This window comes from Flexivirga lutea (assembly GCF_054778955.1).
The window spans coordinates 88454-106892 of sequence record NZ_BAAGZB010000002.1; the positions used below are offsets into that span (position 1 = coordinate 88454).

The 18439-nt window shown below is 68.8% G+C and carries 13 protein-coding genes; 7 read left to right on the forward strand and 6 right to left on the reverse strand.

The features are described from left to right. The first annotated feature begins 34 nt into the window (after positions 1-34). From ACYVBN_RS06835 to ACYVBN_RS06850, 4 genes are all read left to right on the forward strand, one after another. A complete protein-coding gene (locus tag ACYVBN_RS06835; protein WP_460599872.1) occupies positions 35-1645 on the forward strand; it encodes a sensor histidine kinase in 1611 nt (536 codons plus the stop codon). A gap of 54 nt (positions 1646-1699) precedes the next feature. Further along, on the forward strand, positions 1700-3223 hold the full coding sequence (locus tag ACYVBN_RS06840; protein WP_460599873.1) for a S1C family serine protease: 1524 nt from the start codon (positions 1700-1702) through the stop codon (positions 3221-3223). Positions 3224-3498: 275 nt separating this feature from the next. Next, positions 3499-5535 carry a HelD family protein gene (locus ACYVBN_RS06845; protein ID WP_460599874.1) on the forward strand — a complete coding sequence of 679 codons (2037 nt, stop codon included), beginning with the start codon at positions 3499-3501 and terminating at the stop codon, positions 5533-5535. Positions 5536-5649: 114 nt separating this feature from the next. Next, positions 5650-5958: a WXG100 family type VII secretion target gene (locus tag ACYVBN_RS06850; RefSeq protein ID WP_440282872.1), complete on the forward strand. Its 309-nt coding sequence runs from the start codon at positions 5650-5652 to the stop codon at positions 5956-5958. 67 nt (positions 5959-6025) lie between these two features. Here the strand turns inward: ACYVBN_RS06850 and ACYVBN_RS06855 are convergent, their stop codons facing one another. The 4 genes from ACYVBN_RS06855 to ACYVBN_RS06870 form a co-directional block, all read right to left on the reverse strand. Beyond that, positions 6026-8113 carry an NADPH-dependent 2,4-dienoyl-CoA reductase gene (locus tag ACYVBN_RS06855; RefSeq protein ID WP_460599875.1) on the reverse strand — a complete coding sequence of 696 codons (2088 nt, stop codon included), beginning with the start codon at positions 8111-8113 and terminating at the stop codon, positions 6026-6028. Between the two features lie 109 nt (positions 8114-8222). Further along, complete coding sequence (locus tag ACYVBN_RS06860; protein ID WP_460599876.1) at positions 8223-10124, reverse strand: potassium transporter Kup; 1902 nt, start codon at positions 10122-10124, stop codon at positions 8223-8225. A gap of 201 nt (positions 10125-10325) precedes the next feature. Further along, a complete protein-coding gene (gene groL / locus ACYVBN_RS06865; RefSeq protein WP_460599877.1) occupies positions 10326-11957 on the reverse strand; it encodes a chaperonin GroEL in 1632 nt (543 codons plus the stop codon). Between the two features lie 232 nt (positions 11958-12189). Next, positions 12190-13332, reverse strand: a complete 1143-nt coding sequence (locus ACYVBN_RS06870) for a CaiB/BaiF CoA transferase family protein (protein WP_460599878.1) — start codon at positions 13330-13332, stop codon at positions 12190-12192. Positions 13333-13433: 101 nt separating this feature from the next. Here ACYVBN_RS06870 and ACYVBN_RS06875 point away from each other — a divergent pair, with 101 nt between their 5' ends. Genes ACYVBN_RS06875 through ACYVBN_RS06885 form a run of 3 tightly spaced genes read left to right on the forward strand, consistent with a single transcriptional unit; the run spans position 13434 to position 16461 of the window. After that, the gene (locus ACYVBN_RS06875; RefSeq protein WP_460599879.1) at positions 13434-14180 is read left to right on the forward strand and encodes an SDR family oxidoreductase; all 747 of its coding nucleotides are present in this window, start codon (positions 13434-13436) and stop codon (positions 14178-14180) included. Continuing rightward, the gene (locus ACYVBN_RS06880) at positions 14180-15229 is read left to right on the forward strand and encodes a phosphotransferase family protein (protein ID WP_460599880.1); all 1050 of its coding nucleotides are present in this window, start codon (positions 14180-14182) and stop codon (positions 15227-15229) included. The genes ACYVBN_RS06875 and ACYVBN_RS06880 overlap by 1 nt, the downstream gene beginning before the upstream one ends. 5 nt (positions 15230-15234) lie before the next feature. Continuing rightward, the gene (locus ACYVBN_RS06885; RefSeq protein ID WP_460600823.1) at positions 15235-16461 is read left to right on the forward strand and encodes an acyl-CoA dehydrogenase family protein; all 1227 of its coding nucleotides are present in this window, start codon (positions 15235-15237) and stop codon (positions 16459-16461) included. A gap of 142 nt (positions 16462-16603) precedes the next feature. Here ACYVBN_RS06885 and ACYVBN_RS06890 read toward each other — a convergent pair whose 3' ends face one another. Beyond that, complete coding sequence (locus tag ACYVBN_RS06890) at positions 16604-16897, reverse strand: DUF3263 domain-containing protein (protein WP_440282864.1); 294 nt, start codon at positions 16895-16897, stop codon at positions 16604-16606. A 137-nt stretch (positions 16898-17034) separates the two neighbouring features. Continuing rightward, complete coding sequence (locus ACYVBN_RS06895; protein ID WP_440282863.1) at positions 17035-18393, reverse strand: pyridoxal phosphate-dependent decarboxylase family protein; 1359 nt, start codon at positions 18391-18393, stop codon at positions 17035-17037. Positions 18394-18439: the final 46 nt, after the last annotated feature.

The following is an 18439-nucleotide window of genomic DNA, read 5'->3' on the forward strand; positions in this document are numbered from 1 at the left end:
GGGACGTCCTGCCGTGCCGCAGAATGAACAGAGGATGAGGAACGAGTCTTCGCTGCAGCACCGTGTCCGGCACGAGTTGTCGGCCATGCCACTGCGGCTACGCCTCAGCGTGCTGCTGATGGTGCTGCTCGCGCTCGCCCTGCTGGTCTCCGGCGCCACCGTGACCACGCAGGTCCGCAGCTTCATGACCGACCGCCAGGACGCCGAGCTGCGGGCCGCGAGCACCCACCTGGTCGACAGCGAGATCCAGAGCCACGCCACCGAGCAGCGCGCCTTCGCCTACGTGCCGACCAACACGTATGCCGTCGAACTGCAGACGACCGACGGCCGCCGGACCAGTCTGACCACCGACCCGGGCAACTCCTCCTCCGACGGACCACTGCCGGCGATCCCCGCGCTGACCAGCTCCGACCCGCGGGTCCGCAGCGGACACATCTTCAGCGTCGGCTCCAAGGAGGGCGCGGACACCACCTGGCACGTCGTCGCCGGCACGGTGCGCAGTGGCGACACGACCTACGTCTACGCGGTCGCGGTGTCGATGGACCACACCGACGAGGTGATCGTCCACCTCGAGTTGGTGATCGTGCTGGTCGGGCTGCTGGCGCTGCTCGCCTGCGCCGCGCTCGGGTGGTTCGCCGTACGACGCGCGCTGCGCCCGCTGCGCCAGATCGAGGACACCGCACGCAGCATCGCCCGCGGCGACCTGACACAGCGTGTGCCGACACCGGGCGCCCAGGACGAGGTGGGCAGCCTCAGCAAGTCGCTCAACGTGATGCTCGCCCGCATCGAGGACTCCTTCGACGTACGCCGCGCCTCCGAGGACCGCATGCGCCAGTTCGTCGCCGATGCCTCGCACGAGTTGCGCACCCCGCTGGCCACCGTGCGGGGGTATGCCGAACTCTTCCGCCAGGGCGCCGTGTCCGAGCCCGACGACGTGCGGTCGGCGATGCGCCGGATCGAGGACGAGGCCACCCGGATGGCGGTGATGGTGGACGACCTGTTGCTGCTGACCCGGTTGGAGCGGCGGCACAAGGACGACACCGCCCCACAGCGGCCGTCGTCCCCCGTCGATCTGACAGTGCTGGCCGCGGACACGGTGCAGGACGCCACGGCGATCGACCACGACCGCGAGGTGCGACTGCTCGGCCTGGGCGGTCCGGTCGGGCCGACCGTCGTGCTCGGTGACGACGCGGCGCTCCGACAGGTGCTGACCAATCTGATGGCCAACGCGATCCGCTACACCCCGGCCGGCACCCCCATCGAGGTCGCGGTCGGCATCGTCGGCCGGACCGCGCAACTGCACGTCATCGACCACGGCGCCGGCGTGCCGGCGCACCTGCGCGATCGCATCTTCGAACGGTTCTACCGGGCCGACGCGTCCCGCAACAGTGAGCACGGCGGCAGCGGCCTCGGCCTGGCGATCGTCACCGCGCTCGTGGACGCCCACGGCGGCAGTGTCGAGGTCCGGGACACCCCCGGTGGTGGCGCGACCTTCGTGGCGAAAATACCCTCGATGCCGACACCGCCGCCGGACGACTCGGCAGCGGAGCCGGACGGTGAACGGGCGCCGTCGCCGGCCATCCGTGAGCCACAGGAGGCCCACAGGTTCGGCGAAGCGCCGCGACAGACGGACGGCGTTGAGTAACAACCAGTGAAGGCCACCAACCGGCGGCGCATCGACCACGAGGGGTTATCCAAGATGTCCTTTGACCAGCAGAACGCTGATGACTGTCGGGGCACCGAGCGCACGGGGAACACCGGCGGCTCGGACACGACCGGCCGCATCTACGGTGCCGACGACCACACCGCGCACCTGCCGGCGCACCCGAGGCCGCAGGCGTCCTACGGTGACCAGTCCCACGGTGACCAGTCGCAGCAGCCGCACCGGCAGCAGAATGGACCGTATGCCGCGCCGGTCGGCGCAGGTCAGCAGTCGAGCCAGCGCCCGTACGGCGCACCTGGGCAGAATCCCTACGCGGCGCCGTCATACCACCAGGGCGGCGGACCGGGCGGTTTCTCCGGCGGTCCGTACCAGCCGGGCGGGAACGGCAGCGGCGGGCAGGACGGCCCCAAGCGCAGTCGGCGATGGGCGGCGGTGCCGGTGGCCGCGGTGCTGGCCGCGGCGTTGGCCAGCGGGGGCACCTGGGCGCTGACCAACGACGGCAGTTCCGCCGCCGCCGGCAGTTCCAGCACCACTGTGGTCCAGGCGAACCCGGCGGACTTCGCCAACGCGGGCACCGTCGACTGGTCCGCCACGGCGGCCAAGGTCGCGCCGAGCGTCGTGGCGATCACGGTCCGATCGGGCGCCTCCGGCGACCAGGGTTCGGGCGTCATCCTGGACAAGGACGGCAACATCGTCACCAACAACCACGTGGTGAGCGGTGCAGGCCCGAACCCGACCGTCACGGTCACTCTGAACAACAACCGCACCTACGAGGCCAAGGTCGTCGGCACCGACCCCAGCACCGACCTCGCGGTGGTGAAGCTGAAGAATCCGCCGAGTGACCTGACGCCGATCACGCTGGGCGACGACAAGAGTCTGGTCGTGGGGCAGCCGGTGATGGCGGTCGGCAACCCGCTCGGGCTGGCCGGCACGGTCACCACAGGCATCGTCAGCGCGCTGAACCGTCCGGTCACCACTCAGCAGGAGAGTCCCGGCGGGGGCAGCAACCCGTTCGGCAGTACTCCGAAGCAGGAGAACAGCTCGACGACCAACGCCATCCAGACCAGTGCCGCGATCAATCCCGGCAACTCCGGTGGTGCGCTGGTCAACGGGTCCGGGAAGCTGATCGGCATCAACTCCTCGATCGCGACTCTCGGCCAATCTTCAGGTTCTTCCCAGTCGGGAAACATCGGGATCGGGTTTGCTATCCCTGTGTCGGTCGTCAAGAACATCACCTCGCAGCTCATGGAGCACGGCAAGGTGCGTCACGCCCAGATCGGTGTGACGGTGTCTGCGAGGCCGGCAACGGTCAAGGTCGGCAACGCCACCGTGCAGGCGGCCAAGATCGTCTCGGTCAACGCCGGTTCGCCGGCAGCGAAGGCCGGGATCAAGAAGGGAGACGATGTCATCAAGTTCAACGGACACCAGGTGTCATCCTCCGACGCGCTCATCGGCTTCGTCCGGGCGCACAACGTCGGGGACAAGATCACGCTGACCATCGTGCGCGATGGGAAGCAGCAGGACGTCACGGTCACCTTGGGCGAGGCATCGTCCAGTTAGGCCGTGACGAAGGGCCCCGGGCTACTCTCCCTTCCTCCGTTGCCCGGTAGGTCCTGACGGGGTGGATCCGGCTTGTGACGGGGCCGGATCACGCGAGGGGGCGCCTTGGACGGCGGTCGTGGCAGGAATCGAGCGGATATACTCGCTCTTCCCCCACAACCACTGCCGGAAGAGGCGCCCCCTTTCGCCCGTCCCCACGAAGTTTCTCCCCCGCTGCGCTCCTCCGAATACTTCGCGGGGACCCGGGTTCCTTCGGCCCAATCTTCCTGGAGCCCATGACAACTGACACCGACCTCGAATCCGAACGCGCCTACCTCGCCGCCGCCCGCGCCGACCTCGCCCGCATGCGCGAGCGCGCCGAGTCCCTCGACCCGCATCGTGCCAGCGACGGCGACTCGGCATACGAACTGGCGGTGACGCTGGCGCGACGCGTGGCGTCGCTGCAGGACGACCCGCACACCGCACTCTTCTTCGGCCGCGTCGACTTTGCCACTCCGGTCACCGACGACACTGCAACCGTCTACGTTGGTCGACGTCACGTCAGCAATGCCGGCGGCGACCCGGTGGTGCTGGACTGGCGGGCGCCGGTCTCGACGGCGTTCTACCGAGCGTCTCGGACCGAGCCGATGGGTGTCGTGCGCCGCCGACGGTTCGGCATCGACCACGGCCAGATCAGCGCGATCGAGGACGAGAACCTGCTCTCGGCAGCCGAACCCTCGAGTCGCAGCCAGATCCTGGCGCAGGAGATCGAGCGTCCGCGTACCGGTCCGATGCGCGACATCGTGGCCACCATCCAGCCGGAGCAGGACGTGATCGTCCGGTCCGACGTCGACGTGTCCGTGTGCGTCCAGGGTGCCCCGGGGACCGGCAAGACGGCGGTCGGACTGCACCGCGCCGCCTGGTTGCTCTACACCCACCGGGATCGGTTGGACCGGTCGGGCGTGCTGGTGGTCGGGCCCAACCGCGCCTTCCTCGATCACATCGGCGCGGTGTTGCCGGCCCTGGGCGAGATCCGGGTCGAGCACTCCACCGCCGTCGACCTGGTCGCGCATGCCCGGGTCCGTTCTGTCGACAGCACGCAAGCAGCTGTCCTCAAAGGTGATCCGCGTATGGCGGAAGTGCTGCGTGCAGCGCTCTGGGCCCGCGTCGGACGACCTACGGAAGCCCTCGTCATACCGCGCGGAGCACGCAAGTGGCGGATCCCGGCATACGAGGTGCAGGAGATCATCGACGAGCTGAGCACCCGGGGCGTGCGTTTCAACGCGGCCCGCGAGATGCTGCCGCGCCGGTTGGCGCATGCCGTGCTGCTGCGCATGGAACGTGCCGGCGACTCCCCCGACGACCGGGTGCAGGAGACGGTGGCGCGTAGCGCGCCGATGAAGAAGTACGCCGCCTCGGTCTGGCCGGCCGTCGATCCGTTACAGGTGCTCTTCGAGCTGTGGTCCGGTCCCGAGCAGCTTGCCGCTGCGGCCGACGGCGTCCTCGGCCCGGCCGAGCAGCGGATCCTGTTGTGGGAGAAGCCGGCTCGCACCAAGGGCAGTGCCAAGTGGTCGGCAGCGGATCTGACCCTGCTGGACGAGTTGCACGATCTGCTGGGCCGCACGCCGAGTCTCGGCCACGTCGTCCTCGACGAGGCACAGGACCTCTCCCCGATGCAGTTGCGCGCGGTCGGCCGGCGCTGCTCGACGGGTTCGGTGACCGTGCTCGGCGACATCGCACAGGGCACTACGCCGTGGGCCACCGACAGCTGGCAGACCGCGATGGTGCACCTGGGCAAGCCCGAGCACCACCTGGAAGTCCTCGACCGCGGGTTCCGGGTGCCGGCATCGGTGATCGATTTCGCGGCGCGGCTGCTGCCGTCGATGGCTCCCGGCCTCGGCGCACCGGTGAGCGTGCGTGACAACCCCGGTGAGCTGGCTCTCCTGCCGACCAGTGTGGACGGCCGGTCGGCCGCCGTCATCGAAGCCGTGCGGGAGGTGCTGCGGGACATCGGGTCGATCGGTCTCATCGTGCCTGACGCGCTCGTCGGTGAGATGTCGGAGTCCTTGCGGCACCACGCGATCCAGCACGGCGTGCTCGGTCCGGACGCAGGCGACGACGCCGACCACCGGGTGCAGGTCGTCCCCGCGACAGTGGCCAAGGGCCTGGAGTTCGACCACGTCGTCGTGCTCGAACCCGGTGACATCGCCGACGCCGAGCCGGACACCCGGACCGGTCTGCGCCGGCTCTACGTCGTACTCACCCGCGCGGTGTCCACGCTGCGCGTCATACACGCCCGGCCACTGCCGCCGGAGTTGCTCCCGCGGTCCTGACCGGTGCCCGCGTCCACGACATCACTGTGGATAACTTCTGCGCGGTTCGGTCGGCGTTGCCTAGCGTCGTCCCATCACGTCCGCACCGGGCGGACGACTTCTTGGGAGGCACACATGCACACACCGAACCAGGGCTACAGCGTCAACGCCGCCGAGCTCGGCCAGCACAGTCTGGACATCGGCCAGATCGGCCAGGAGATCGACACCCTGATGCAACTGATGAAGGGCAAACTCGGTGTCCTGCAGGCGAGTTGGACGGGCCAGGGCGCCAATCAGTATGCCGCGCTGCATCACGAGTGGACGAAGGCACAGACCAAGGTCCGCACGGCGCTGGCCGACATCGGCACCACCGTCGGCTCGGCCGGCACGGCCTACGCGCAGGTCGAGACAGACGTCGTGAAGGCCTTCAGTGTGAACGCCTGAGCGATCTGCCGACGGCCTCCGGCCACGCGGCCACCAACCCCGAGGGGTGGCTGTGTGGCCGGTCGGGTCAGATGTTCGCGGCAAGCTCCGTCGCTTGTGCGATGGCGCGCTTGGCGTCGAGTTCGGCCGCCACGTCGGCACCGCCGATGACGTGCCGGGCGGCATCACCGTCGCGCGCCAGGTCACGCACCGACTCCTGGCCCGCGCAGATCACGACCGTGTCGACCTCGAGTATCCGTGGGCACGGCTGCCCGTCCTCGTCCCGCACGGTGATGTGCAATCCGTCGTCTCCGATGCGGTCGTAGGTGACGCCGCCCAGCAACTCGACCTGCGCGTGCCTCAGCGCGGCGCGGTGCACCCAACCGGTCGTTTTGCCCAGGCCCTTACCCAACGGGGCGGGCTTGCGCTGCAACAGATGGACCTGGCGTCGTGGTTCGACGGGGCGTTTGGCCGTGAGTCCGCCGGGCGCGGCCGGGTCGTCGGTCACGCCCCACTGGGCTTGCCACTCCGGCAGCTTCTTGTGCTGGTCATCGAGAAGGACCGTCCGGCCGAAGGACGGCGCTTGATGCAGGTTTTTGTCGTGAGGATGAGGAACGAATCCTCGCGTCAAAAACTCAGCGACGTCGTACCCGATGCCGCCGGCGCCGATCACCGCGACGCGTGGACCGGCCTCGGCCTCGCCGCGCAGCAGCGCGTCATACATGACGACGCTGGGGTGGTCGATGCCGTCGATCCGCGGCACCCGCGGTCGCACACCGGTCGCCACCACGACGTCGTCGAAGCCGCTCAGCTGCTGCTCGGTCACGGCCGTCCGCAGTCGCACGTCGACCTCGAGGACCTCCAGGCGTCGCTGGTAGTAGCGCAGCGTCTCGGCGAACTCCTCCTTGCCCGGCACCTGCATCGCCAGCCGGAACTGTCCGCCGATCCATCCGTCGCGCTCGAACAGCGTGACTCGGTGCCCACGTTCGGCGGTCGACACCGCCGCGGCCAGACCGGCCGGACCGGCACCGACCACTGCGATCCGGCGCTGCCGTGGGGCAGGCACCGGCAGCAGCACGAGCGAGGTCTCTCGCCCGGCGCGGGGGTTGACCAGGCAGCTGGCCTTCTGGTGCGCGAAGGTGTGATCCAGGCAGGCCTGGTTGCAGGCGATGCAGGTGTTGATCTCGTCCATCCGGTCCTCGGCAGCCTTGCGCACGAACTCCGGGTCGGCCAACAACGGACGCGCCATCGACACCAGGTCGGCCTGTCCGGCGGCGAGGATCTCCTCGGCCACCTGCGGCGTGTTGATCCGGTTGGATGCGACCACGGGGACGTCGACCGCCTGCTTCAACCGTGCGGTCCAACTGGCGAACGCCGCACGGGGCACCGACGTGACGATCGTGGGCACCCGCGCCTCGTGCCAGCCGATGCCGGTGCCGAACATCGAGGCGCCCGCGTCCTGCAGCTTGCCGGCGAGAGTGACGACCTCGTCCCACGTCTGGCCGCGCTCGACCAGGTCCAGCAGCGAAATGCGGTAGTTGACGATGAAGGGTGCGCCGACCTCGGCGCGCACCCGGCGGATGATCTCGACCGGGAAACGCATCCGCTTCTCCGCGGTGCCACCCCATGCGTCGGTGCGGTCATTGGTGTGCGCGGCCAGGAACTGGTTGATCAGGTAGCCCTCGGACCCCATGATCTCCACACCGTCGTACCCCGCGAGCGCGGCGAGACGTGCTGCGCGCACGAAGGCGTCCACGGTGCGCTCGATCCCCCTGGCCGACAGCGCCCGTGGCCGGAACGGCGTGATCGGCGACGTGCGGCTGCTCGCCGAACGGATCAACGGGTGGAAGCCGTAACGCCCGGCGTGCAGCACCTGCAACAGGATCCGGCCGCCCTCGGCGTGGACGGCATCGGTCACGGCACGGTGTTTCGCCGCCGCGCGGCGGGTCGCCAGCATGGAACCGGCCGGCAGCAGCCAGCCCTCGACGTTCGGCGCGAACCCACCGGTCACGATCAGCCCGGTGCCACCGCGGGCACGCTCGGCCAGATAGGCCGCCCACCTGCCGAAGTCCTTGCTGCGATCCTCGAAACCGGTGTGCATGGAGCCCATCACGACCCGGTTGGCCAGCTGCACGCCACTGATCTCGATGGGTGCCAGGAGTCGGTCGAATGCCACGGATGGGCCGCCCTTCAGGTTGGTGACGGCCGATGTTACCAACGAGTAGAAGTCGGGGTCCCCGCGAAGTATCGGAGGAGCGGAGTGGGGGAGAAACTTCGTGGGGTGACTAGAAGTGGACCTGGGCACCCATCACGACGGTCCGGTCCTCGGGCAGTCCGTAGTAAACCGCCGGGTTGGCGGCGTTGTGCGCCATACCGAGGAAGAGCCGCTTGCGCCACTTGCTGAGCCCGGGCAGCGATCCGTGCTGCACGCTGATCCGGGACAGGAAGTAGAAGGCCTCGTCCGGGTCGAGGTTGATGCCCTGCTCCCGCGCGGCCCGCAGCGCCTCGGGCACGTTCTGGTCGTCTTGGAAACCGAAGTTGAGCTGGATGTGCGCCACGCCGTCATACGGGTCACCGAGACTGCTGAAGGTGAGCACGTCCTGCGGTGCCACGTGCGGGATGTTGCGCGACATCGCCGACACGATGAAGACGTTCTCGTGCGTGACGTGGTTGAACGCCACGTTCTCCCGGAAGGCCAGCGGTGTCGTCTCGTCGTCCGGGTGCAGGAAGACCGCGACGCCGGGCACCCGCGTGACCTCGCAGCCGCGCAGGTAGTCGATGAACTCGGTCAGCCGGCCTTCCTTCGTGCGGCGCATGTCGGAGACGATCGAGGCGCCACGGCGCCAGGTGAACATGGTGGTGGCGACCACTGCCGCGATCGAGAGCGGCAGCCAGCCGCCGTGGATGACCTTGGCCAGGTTGGCGGCCAGGAAGGTCAGCTCGACCGAGTAGAACAGCACGCCGACGAGGAGCAGTCGCCGCTTCGGCCATTTCCAGGCGGACTCCGCATAGACCATGAAGAGCGTGGAACTCAGGACCAGCGTGCCGGTCACCGCCAGACCGTATGCCGTCGCCAGGTGTGCGGACGTGCGGAAGGTCAGCATCAGCGCCAGCACACCGACGAACAGCGACCAGTTGATCGACGGGATGTAGATCTGGCCGCTCTCGTGCTGTGAGGTGTGCAGGACCGTGAGCCGTGGCAGATAGCCGAGCCGCTCGGCCTGCCGCGCCACCGAGAACGCTCCGGAGATCACCGCCTGGGAGGCGATCACCGTGGCCATCGTCGCCAGGATCACCATCGGCCATTGCGCCCACGACGGGGCCAGCAGGAAGAACGGGTTGCGTATGGCGCTGGGCGACTCGGTGATCAACGCACCCTGACCCAGGTAGTTGAGGGTCAGGCAGGGAAAGACCAGGAAGAACCAGGCGCGCCGGATCGGTGATCGACCGAAGTGGCCCATGTCGGCATACAGGGCCTCGGCCCCGGTGATCGACAGCACGACGGCACCCATCGCGATGAACGCGATGAACGGGTGCTGGAACCAGAACTGGAGTGCGTAGGTCGGCGACAGGGCGCGGATGATCGCCGGGTTCGGGATGACCTTGGCCAGGCCGAGCACGCCGATGGTGACGAACCACAGGACCATGACCGGCCCGAACAGCTTGCCGACCACGGACGTGCCGAAGCGTTGCACCACGAACAGGACGGCGATGATCGTCACGCTGATCGGGAGGATGACGTCGTGCAACCCCGGCGCCGGCACGGCCAGCCCCTCGACCGCGGACAGCACCGAGATCGCCGGCGTGATCACGCTGTCGCCACTGAACAAGGACGCCGAGAAGACACCCAGCACCATGACGAGCGCGAACCGTTTGCCGCCGGACGGCACAGCGCGCCGGGCGAGCGCTGCGAGGGCCAGGTCACCGCCCTCACCGTCGTTGTCGGCGCGCAGGATGAACACGACGTACTTGATGCTCACGACGATGGTGACCGCCCAGAAGACCAGCGAGATCACGCCGTAGACGTCCTCGTGCGAGGAGGACACCTTGTTGTGGTCCAGCGAGAAGATCGTCTGCAGCGAGTAGAGCGGGCTGGTCCCGATGTCGCCGAAGACGACACCCAGTGCGCCGAGGGTCAACGTCCAGAGCTTGGCGCGATGCGGCTGCGCCGCTTGTGGCGTTGTCACAAGGGACGATTGTGCACCACCACGGTGCGAAACGGCCGCCCACCCGAGTGGTGGACGGCCGTTCGCGATGAAGTCCTTTTCCTCGTTCGGGGTCCCCGCGAAGTATTCCGCTCTGTGGGCCCCGACGAAGTATCGGAGCGAGGTACGAGCGGAGAACTTCGTTGGCTACAGCGAAGCGGAGGAGAAACTTCGTGGGGTGACTCAGAACCCCATGTCGCCCATGCCGCCGGACGGGTCGGCCGGCATCGCCGGAGCCTTCTCCGGCTTGTCGGCGATGACCGCCTCGGTGGTGAGGAACAACGCGGCGATGGAGCCGGCGTTCTGCAGCGCCGAACGCGTCACCTTGGTCGGGTCCGGAATGCCGGCCTCGAGCATGTCGACGTACTCGCCGGTGGCGGCATTGAGGCCCTCACCGACGGGCAGCGTGGCCACCTTGGCGGCGACGACGCCCGGCTCCAGGCCCGCGTTGGCAGCGATCTGCTTCAGCGGCGCGGAGGCTGCGACCTGCACGATGTTGGCACCGGTGGCCTCGTCACCCTCGAGCTTGAGGGAGTCGAAGGCGCCCTTGGCGGCCTGCAGCAGCGCCACGCCACCACCGGCGACGATGCCTTCCTCGACCGATGCCTTGGCCGCACGCACGGCGTCCTCGATGCGGTGCTTGCGCTCCTTGAGCTCGACCTCGGTGGCCGCACCGACCTTGATGACCGCAACACCGCCGGCCAGCTTGGCCAGGCGCTCCTGCAGCTTCTCGCGGTCGTAGTCGGAGTCGGAGTTCTCGATCTCGGCGCGGATCTGGTTGACGCGGCCGGCGATCTGGTCGGCGTCGCCCGCACCCTCGACGATGGTCGTCTCGTCCTTGGTGACGACGACCTTGCGCGCCTTGCCCAGCAGGTCCAGCTCCGCGGTGTCGAGCTTGAGGCCGACCTCCTCGGAGATGACCTGACCGCCGGTCAGGATCGCGATGTCGCCGAGCATGGCCTTGCGGCGGTCACCGAAGCCCGGCGCCTTGAGCGCGACGGACTTGAAGGTGCCACGGATCTTGTTGACCACCAGGGTCGACAGGGCCTCGCCCTCGACGTCCTCGGCGATGATGACCAGCGGCTTGCCGGACTGCATGACCTTCTCCAGCAGCGGCAGCAGGTCCTTGATGCTGCCGATCTTGGAGTTGACGATCAGGATGTAGGGGTCCTCCAGGACCGTCTCCATCCGCTCGGTGTCGGTCACGAAGTAACCGGAGATGTAGCCCTTGTCGAAGCGCATGCCCTCGGTGAGCTCCAGCTCCAGGCCGAAGGTGTTGCTCTCCTCGACGGTGATGACACCTTCCTTGCCGACCTTGTCCATCGCCTCGGCGATGAGCTCGCCGACCGATGCGTCGCCACCGGCGGAGATGCCGGCGACCGCGGCAATCTGCTCCTTGGTGTCGATCTCCTTGGACGCCTTGGTCAGCTCGTCGCTGACGGCGGCAACTGCGCTTTCAATGCCCCGCTTGAGGGCCATCGGGTTGGCGCCGGCGGCAACGTTGCGCAGGCCCTCCTTCACCATGGCCTGGGCGAGCACGGTCGCCGTGGTGGTGCCGTCACCGGCCACGTCGTCGGTCTTCTTGGCGACCTCCTTGACGAGCTCGGCGCCGATCTTCTCGTAGGGCTCGTCGAGCTCGATCTCCTTGGCGATGCTCACACCGTCGTTGGTGATCGTGGGAGCGCCCCACTTCTTCTCCAGGACGACGTTGCGGCCCTTCGGGCCGAGGGTCACCTTGACGGCGTCGGCGAGGGTGTTCATGCCCCGCTCGAGCCCGCGCCGGGCCTCCTCGTCGAATGCAATGGTCTTGGCCATGTGCAGTCCTATCCTCACGTGTTGTTGCGGTGTCAGTCGTATGGCGCCCGCGACGGACGGGCCATGCCCTCGGGACTGTCCGAGCCCCGCGAGGCCGACCCTCGCCATACATCCGAACTATCACTCTCACCAGGAGAGTGCTAAGGCCCATTATTGGCACTCTCGCAGGGAGAGTGCAAACGCACGCCGCACCGGCAGCACGGCGCCGCCCGGGCCGGCAGGCAGCACGTCGTCACGGCAGGAGCGGCCCGATCACTCCGGCGCCGGCCAGCCGCCGCAGGTCGGAATGCGTGTAGCCGAATTCGCCCAGCACCTCGGCGGTCTGGTCGTCCGGTGACTCCTCGGGCAGCTCCGTCGGCGTCGCACTGAACCGCGGCGCAGGCGCCGGATGTCGTATGCCGCCACGGTCGGCATACACCTCCCGCGCGATGAGGTGCGGGTCCGCCGCGGCCTCGTCCGGATCGAGCACCGGCACCACGCAGGCGTCGCGGCCGGCGAAGGCCTCGACCCACTCCTCGCGCGTGCGCGCCGCGATCCGGGTGGCGATCGTGACACGCAACTCCGGCCAGTGCGCTGGGTCGTACTGCCCCGCAACATCCTCATCGAGCCCCAGGCCGTCCAGCAGCTGCGCGTAGAACTTCGGCTCCACCGCGCTCACCGACAGCCATTTGTCGTCGGCCGTCCGATAGACCCGGTAGAACGGCGCGCCGCCGTCGAAGAGGTTGCCACCGGGCGGTTGCTGCCACATCCCCGAGGCCAGCAGGGACTGGTGCATCGCGGTCAGCAGCGCCGCCCCGTCCAGAATCGACGCGTCGACGACCTGCCCCTCCCCCGTCTGCTGTGCCGCATGGAGCGCGCTGAGCACCCCGACGGCCAGCAGCATGCCGCCGCCACCGAAGTCGCCGAGCATGTTCAGCGGAGCGACCGGGCGTCCACCGTCGCCGACACAGGGTGCCAGCGCGCCGGACAGGGCCAGATAGCCCAGGTCGTGCCCGGCCTCGTCGGCACGCGGGCCGTCCTGCCCCCAGCCGGTCATCCGGCCGTAGACCAGTCGCGGATTGACGCCGAGCAGATCCTCCGGTCCGACGCCGAGGCGTTCGGCCACGCCAGGACGGAAGCCCTCGGTGAACACGTCGGCAGTGCGTGCCAGGTCCTGCACCACTTCGACACCGGCCGGATGCCGCAGGTCCAGGTGCACGAAGCGGCGCCCGCGCAGCAGCACCCGGTGCGCCGCGGCCGGCATACCTCCCCCGTTGTCGAGGCGGCCGACGTTGATCACGTCGGCACCGAGGTCGGCCAACAGCATGCCGGCGAACGGCGCCGGCCCGATCGCCGCCAGCTCGACCACCCGTACTCCGTTCAAGGGACCGGGCATGCTGCCTCCCAGGGGCTCGCTCAGAATGAGTCAGTGACTAAGCGCTTGCTTAGCACTTACTGTAGTGCCGCAGGTCACCCGATCCGAGGAGTCAGCAGCAGATGAACGGCATCGCCGGCAAGACCGCCATCGTGACCGGAGCCAGCCGCGGCATCGGCCTCGCCATCGCGCAGCGGCTCGTCCTCGAGGGTGCGAGCGTGGTGATCACCGCCCGCACGGAGGCGACGCTCGCCGCGGCGACGACCTCGCTGGGCGACCGCGCTCGGTATGTCGCCGGGCGCGCCGACGACACCGACCACCAGGACGAGGTGATCGCCACGGCACTGGAGCACTTCGGCAGCGCCGACCTGCTGGTCAACAACACCGGCATCAACCCGGCCTACGGCCCGCTGATGGACATCGACCCCGGGGTCGCGCGAAAGATCATGGACGTCAACGTGATCGCCGCGTTGTCCTGGGTGCAGAAGATCCGCGCGGCGTGGCAGGGCGAGCACGGCGGAGCCATCGTCAACGTCGCCTCCATCGCCGGGCAACGGCCCGCTCCAGGCATCGCGATGTACGGCGTCAGCAAGGCGGCGCTCATCCACCTCACCGAGGAACTCGCGCTCGAACTCGGCCCGAACATCCGGGTCAACGCGGTGGCGCCGGCCATCGTCAAGACCGACTTCGCCAAGGCCCTCTACGAAGGACGTGAGGAGAAGGTCGCCGCGCCATACGCCCTGAAGCGACTCGGCGTCCCGGACGACATCGGCGGCGTGGTCGCCTTCCTGCTCTCCGACGACGCCGGCTGGATGACCGGGCAGACGCTCACCGTCGACGGAGGCGTCCTGCTCGCCGGTGGGATCTGATGAGCGACCGCAGCACGGACGTGCCCGGACTGGATCTGCAGGCGCTGCAACGGTTTCTGGCCGCCGACTGCCCCGGCCTGCTGGACGGTCCGTTGCATGCGGAGTTGATCGTCGGCGGCAAGTCCAACCTGACCTACATCGTCACCGACGGCACCCGGGAGGTCGTCGTCCGCCGCCCGCCGCTCGGGCACGTGCTGGCCACCGCCCATGACATGACCCGCGAGCACCGGGTGATGGCGGCGCTGCACGACACAGCTGTCCCGGTGCCCCGGATGTATGCCGCCTGCACCGACGCCGAGGTGCTCGGCGCGCCCTTCTACGTCATGGAGCGGGCGTCCGGCACCCCCTATCGGACCGCCGGACAACTGGCCCCGCTCGGCGCAGCGCGCGTCCGGTCGATCGCCGACGCGGTCACCGACACACTGGTCGCACTGCATGCCGTCGATCCCGCCGCGATCGGACTGGCCGACTTCGGCCGGCCGGACGGTTACCTGGAACGCCAGGTGCGCACCTGGCGGCGGCAGATGGACGCCTCCCGGTCCCGCGACCTGCCGGGCGAGGACGAGCTGCACCGGGCGTTGGCCGGCGCCATACCGCAGTCCGGCGGAGCCGGCATCGTGCACGGCGACTACCGGATGGACAACACGCTGATCGACGACGCCGACCGGGTCAGCGCGGTGCTCGACTGGGAGATGGCCACCCTGGGTGACCCGCTGGCGGACGTGGCGCTGCTGCTGGTCTACCAGGCACTCGCCGACGTTGCGCCGCAGGCGGTTTCGACGGTTTCCCGAGCGCCGGGGCACCCGACGCGGGAGGAGATCGTGCAGCGCTACAGCGAGCGGTCCGGCCGCGACGTCAGTCATCTGGCGTTCCACGAGGCGCTGGCCTATTACAAGCTCGCCGCGATCCTGGAGGGCATCCACTACCGGCATCAGCAGGGACAGACGCTCGGGTCCGGCTTCGAGGACATCGGCAACGCCACGGTGCCGCTGCTCGCGGCGGGTCTCGACGTCCTACGTGACTACACCACTGGACCGAAAGGCGAATGAGCACGATGGATTTCGGCTTCGACCCGACGACCGAGGATCTGCGAGCCCGCGTCCGTGACTTCCTGGACGCCGAAGTGACGCTGGCCGAGCCGGTCTTCGAGGAGCAACTGGCGGCATCGGACGACCCGTGGGCATGGAGCCGCGTGCCGGTCTTCCAGGAACTGCAGGACAAGGCTCGTACGGCTGGCTTGTGGAACCTCTTCCTGCCCGGCGACAAGGGCGCCGGGCTGACCAACCTGCAGTACGCCCCGCTCGCCGAGATCACCGGACGGTCGTTCCTGGCACCGGCGGCACTCAACTGCGCGGCGCCGGACACCGGCAACATGGAGGTGCTGAGCGAGTTCGGCAGTCCCGAGCAGCAGGAGCAGTGGCTGAAACCGTTGCTGCGCGGTGAGATCCGCTCATCGTTCGCAATGACCGAGCCAGATGTCGCCTCGTCCGACGCCACCAACATCGCCACCCGGATCGACCGCGACGGCGACGAGTACGTGCTCAACGGGCGCAAGTGGTGGATCACCGGTGCGATGAACCCCGATGCCAAGATCTTCATCGTGATGGGCAAGACCGACCCGAGCGCGGAGCGGCACCGGCAGCAGTCGCAGATCCTGGTCGCCCGCGACACCCCCGGCCTGGTGATCAAGCGGGGCATGGAGGTCTTCGGGTACGACGACCACGACCACGGTGGTCACGCCGAGTTGGAGCTGCACGACGTCCGTGTCCCGGCGAGCAATCTGATCGCCGGCGAGGGGATGGGCTTCGCCATCGCGCAGGCCCGGCTGGGCCCGGGTCGCATCCACCACTGCATGCGCTCGATCGGACTGGCGGAGAAGGCCATCGAGTTGATGTGCGAGCGCGCCGACGCCCGCACCACCTTCGGCACGCCGCTGTCGGAGCAGGGCGTCATACGGGATTGGATCGCCGAGGCGCGGGTGCGGATCGAGCAGTTGCGGCTGCTGGTGCTCAAGACCGCCTGGCTGATGGACACGGTGGGCAACCGGGGTGCGCACACCGAGATCCAGGCGATCAAGATCGCGACGCCGCAGACCGTGCAGTGGATCCTGGACAAGGCGATCCAGTTGTACGGCGCCGCAGGCCTGTCGCAGGACTTCCCGCTCGCACGGGCGTATGCCGGCATCCGCACGCTGCGCTTCGCCGACGGCCCGGACGAGGTGCACAAGGCGTCGCTGGCCCGGCGCGAGCTACGCCGCCAGGCCGACGCCCGGACCCGCTGACACCGCCCGGACACGGGCAAACCTCAACGACCGACGCCAAGTCGCTACTGTCGCGACTTATTCGCCCAGATCCGCGAAAACGGGCGAGTAAGTCGCGACAGTAGCGACCTACTCGCCCGATCCTGGAGCGACGTCAGAGCACTCAGTCCAGCTCGAAGCCGAGGCGGCGGGCGGTGCGCTGGCGCATCCGGCCGGCCCGCAGCCGCTGCAGCCGCTTGACCAGCATCGGGTCGTAGCGCAGGGCGGCCGGGGTGTCGATGACGGCGTTGAGCACCTGGTAGTAGCGGGTCGAGCTCATGTTGAACGTCTCGCGGATGGCCTGCTCCTTGGCGCCCTGGAGCTTCCACCAATTGCGCTCGAACGACAGGATCGCGGCATCACGCTCACTGAGTTCGGAGTCGTCCGACGGCATCACCTGCTGCTCTGCGGCGCCCATGTGAAAGTCCTCTCAGCTCGCCAGCGCATGTCCGAGAACGATGATAGGCGGTAAATCACATCGATGTCATTCCGGCAAGCACCGTGGTCGGCATGTCGTGACAGATGTGACTGGAGTTGCCTGCGGTGCGGCAGCCCTCAGCGCATCGAGTCCAGGATCGCGCTGATGTCCTCACGGGTGGTGTTCGGATTGACGATCGCGAATCGCGCGATCGTCTCGCCGTCGTGCGCGCTGGGCACCACGAAACCCTCCTGCCGCTGCAGCAGCCCGTCGGACCAGCGCTGGTAATCCGGTGCGCTCCAGCCCACCCGGCGGAACGCCACCACGGACAGGTCCGGCTCACGGACCAGCTCGAACTCGGGACGTTCCTTGATCTGCTCGGCGGCGAAGCGCGCCACCTGCAGCGTGTGCTCGATGGCCTCGGTGTAGGCGTCGGTGCCGTTGGCCACCAGCGAGAACCAGAACGGCAGCCCACGGGCCCGGCGGGTGAGCCCGACCGAGTAGTCGGTGGGGTTCCAGTCCGGTGCTTCGTTCAGGACGTCGAGGTATGACGCGTGCTGGGTGTGCGCGGCCCGGGCCAGCGCGGGTTCGCGGTAGAGCAGCGCGCAGCAGTCGAACGGCGCGAAGAGCCACTTGTGCGGGTCGACGATGAAGGAGTCGCACAGCTCGACACCGCGGTAACGGTCGCGCACGCTCGGCGCGGCCAGGCCGGCTCCGCCGTACGCGCCGTCGACGTGGAACCAGATGCCGAACTCCTGGCACACCGCGGCCACCGACTCCAGATCGTCGATGATGCCCAGGTTGGTGGTGCCGGCGGTCGCGACGACGGCGAAGAAGGACTCGGGCCCTTCCCGCAGCAGCACCTCGCGCAGCGCCGGCCCGGTGAGCCGCAGCTGGTCGTCGGTCGGCACCGGGACGAGTTCGGCGTCCATGACCTCGCACGCCGACGCGATCGACGAGTGCGACCCAGCGGTCGCCGCGACCCGGAACGGACGCGCGTCGTCCCGGGTGCGGGAGGCGTTGGCGCGCGCCGTCGCCCGGGCCGCGACCAGCGCGGACAGGTTGCCGATCGTGCCGCCCTGCACGAAACCGCCACCGGCGCCCTCGGGCATCCCGGCGAGGTCCGCGATCCAGCGCAGCGCCTGGTTCTCGGCATACACGGCCCCGGCGCCTTCCAGCCAGGACCCGGCGTAGATCGACGATGCGCCGACGACCAGGTCGAACATCGCCGCCTCACGGGTCGGTGCGCACGGGATGAAGGACAAGTAGCGGGGGTGGTCGATCGACAGGCAGGCGAGCGCGAGCTCCTCCTCGAAGAGCCGCAGCGCCGACTGACCGCCGATGCCCTCCGGCGAGATGGCACGGCCCGCCACGGCATCCAGTTCCTCGACGGTCCGGGTGTTGTCCAGCGGCACCGGGTCCAGCGAGAGCCGCTCGGCGGCATACCTCAGGATCGCCCGGCCGAGCTCTGCGGTGTCTTCGGTGAAACGGTGCACCCGAGAAGTCTATGGGGCGGACCTGGCCCCTCCGGCCGCCCGGTTA